Genomic DNA, 2,482 nt, shown 5'->3' on the forward strand with positions numbered 1-2,482 from the left:
CGACGAAGATCTTGGCGGCCAGGAAGCCGCCCTGGGAGAAGGAGTCGCGGGGGGCCTTGTCGTCGGCGTACTCGTCCATGACGCGGCGCCAGAGCTTGTTGTCGGGGGTGCCGGCGTCGAGCATGGTGAACTCGGAGTTGGACACGAAGCCCTCCCAGTAGCCGCCGACCTGGCCGGGGAAGGTGGTGTCGTAGCAGGGCGTCAGGCAGACGAAGGTGACCTTGTCCTTGAGGCCCTGCGCCTGGGCGGCCTTGAGGATGGCGGCGTCGTCGGGGGCGGGGTCCTGGAGGATGATCGCGTCCGGGCCGCCCCGCATGGCTTCGAGGAGCACGGCGGTGGCGTCCTTGACGCCGGGGTCGTGCAGCACGTCGCCGGCCGAGGTCAGGCCCTTGGTCCTGAGGTAGGCGCGCACGCCGTCCTGGGTCCAGTCGCCGACGCCGGGCACCCGGTTGCTGATCTGGGCGACCCGTCTGGCGCCCTTGACCTCGACGGCGTACTGGGCGGCGGCCACGGCGCTGACCCTGGGGCCGGCGTTGACCGGGGCGATGCGCGGCGACTCGAAGCACGCCCTCGGCACGCCGACCGCGAGCACGTCGAACAGCCCGTTCTGCTCCCAGATCGGGCCGGAGACGCCACAGGCGACGAAGCTGGAGCCGCCGACCAGGGCGACCAGGTCGCGGTTGCCGGCCAGCTTGGTGGCCAGGGCCGAGGCCTTCTGCGGGTTGAGGCCGTCGTCCTCGACGAGGTACTCGACCGGACGGCCGCCGATGCCGCCGCCGGCGTTGACGCAGTCGAAGTACGCCTTGGCCGCCTTGGTGGCCGAGCTGAAGTCGATGCCGCCGCTCGCGGTGACGATCGCGCCGACGGTGATCGGGGTCCCGGTGGCGGGCTTCCCCGTGCCGCAGGCCGTTCTGGCGGCGCCGCCGTCCTGGCCGGTGCCGCAGGCGGAGACCACCAGGGCGATCGCGGCCCACCACACCAGGCGTCGTGGACATCGCATACGCATCCTCCTCGAAGCGCCGTGCGTCCAGCCCCGATGGACAAATCATGTACGACATCAGATATTTCTGTCCATAGGTTCCCCATGTATCATCGACGATGTCCTATACGATTTGACGGGGTTGCGAGGGGCCTTCCGCTGGGCCTTCCACCTGGGCAATCATCGTGGCGGGGCGGAGGAGGAGTGCCATGAGAGGGCGGTCCGGCCGCACGTCCGACAGGGGATCGATCGCACCCGTGGCCGGGGGGCCGCCGTCCCAGTGCAAGGAGATCGCCCGTTGAACCTGGAGCACTACATCGACGGGGCCCACGTGCCCAGCGTGTCCGGCCAGACGTTCACCTCGCTGGAACCCGCGACCAACCGCCCCGCGCTGACCGTCGCCTCCGGGGACGCCGAGGACGTCGACCTGGCCGTGCGTGCCGCGCTCAGGGCGTTCACCGACGGGCCGTGGCCGCGGATGCCGGGCGAGGAGCGGGCGGCGGTGCTGCGCGGCATCGCGGCGGCCATCGAGGCGCGCGACGAGCGCATCGCCGAGCTGGAGTGCGGCGACACCGGCCTGCCCATCACCCAGGCCAGGGGCCAGGCCCGGCGGGCGGCGCACAACTTCCGCTTCTTCGCCGACGTCATCAGCAGCCTGGGCGAGGACGTCTACCGCGTCGGCTCGGCCCAGCTCAACTACGTCGTGCGCAAGCCGGTCGGCGTGGCCGGGCTGATCACGCCGTGGAACACGCCGTTCATGCTGGAGACCTGGAAGCTCGCGCCCGCCCTGGCGGCCGGCTGCCCGGTGGTGCTCAAGCCGGCCGAGTGGTCGCCGCTCTCGGCCAGCCTGCTGCCGGAGATCATGGAGGAGGGCGGGCTGCCGACCGGCGTGTTCAACCTCGTCCACGGCATCGGCGAGCGGGCCGGGGCGGCGCTGGTGGCCCATCCCGACGTTCCGGTGATCTCCTTCACCGGCGAGACCGCCACCGGCCAGACGATCATGCGCGACGCCGCCACCGGCCTCAAGACGTTGTCGATGGAGCTGGGCGGCAAGTCCCCGCTGCTCGTCTTCGACGACGCCGACCTGGACCGGGCGCTCGACGCGGCCGTCTTCGGCGTCTTCTCGCTCAACGGCGAGCGCTGCACGGCCAGCTCGCGGGTGCTCGTCCAGGACACCGTCTACGAGGAGTTCGTGGCCCGGCTCGCCGAGCGCGCCGCGCGGGTGCGCGTCGGCCCGCCGCACGACCTGGCGACCGAGCTGGGCGCGCTCATCCACCCCGAGCACTACGAGCGGGTCATGTCCTACGTAAGGGCCGGCGTCGAGGAGGGGGCCCGCCTGGTGGCCGGCGGCGGCCGCCCGGACGGCCTGCCCGAGGGCAACTTCCTGGCCGCCACGGTCTTCGCCGACGTGACGCCCGCGATGCGCGTCTTCCAGGAGGAGATCTTCGGCCCGGTCGTCTGCGTCACTCCCTTCGCCACCGAGAAGGAGGCCCTGGAGCTGGC

2 protein-coding genes are annotated in these 2,482 nt (G+C 71.8%); one reads left to right on the forward strand and one right to left on the reverse strand.

Translation table 11 applies throughout. The annotated features are described in order from the left end of the window. The coding region (locus tag ACWCSD_RS51490) for an ABC transporter substrate-binding protein (RefSeq protein WP_449927034.1) at window positions 1–1,000 on the reverse strand (1,000 nt) is incomplete at its 3' end. A 277-nt stretch (window positions 1,001–1,277) separates the two neighbouring features. On the opposite strand from ACWCSD_RS51490, the gene ACWCSD_RS51495 reads away from it, so the two are divergent. After that, window positions 1,278–2,482: aldehyde dehydrogenase family protein (locus ACWCSD_RS51495; protein WP_449927036.1), on the forward strand; the 1,205-nt coding region annotated here is incomplete at its 3' end.

This window comes from Nonomuraea sp. NPDC001684, from assembly GCF_053596515.1.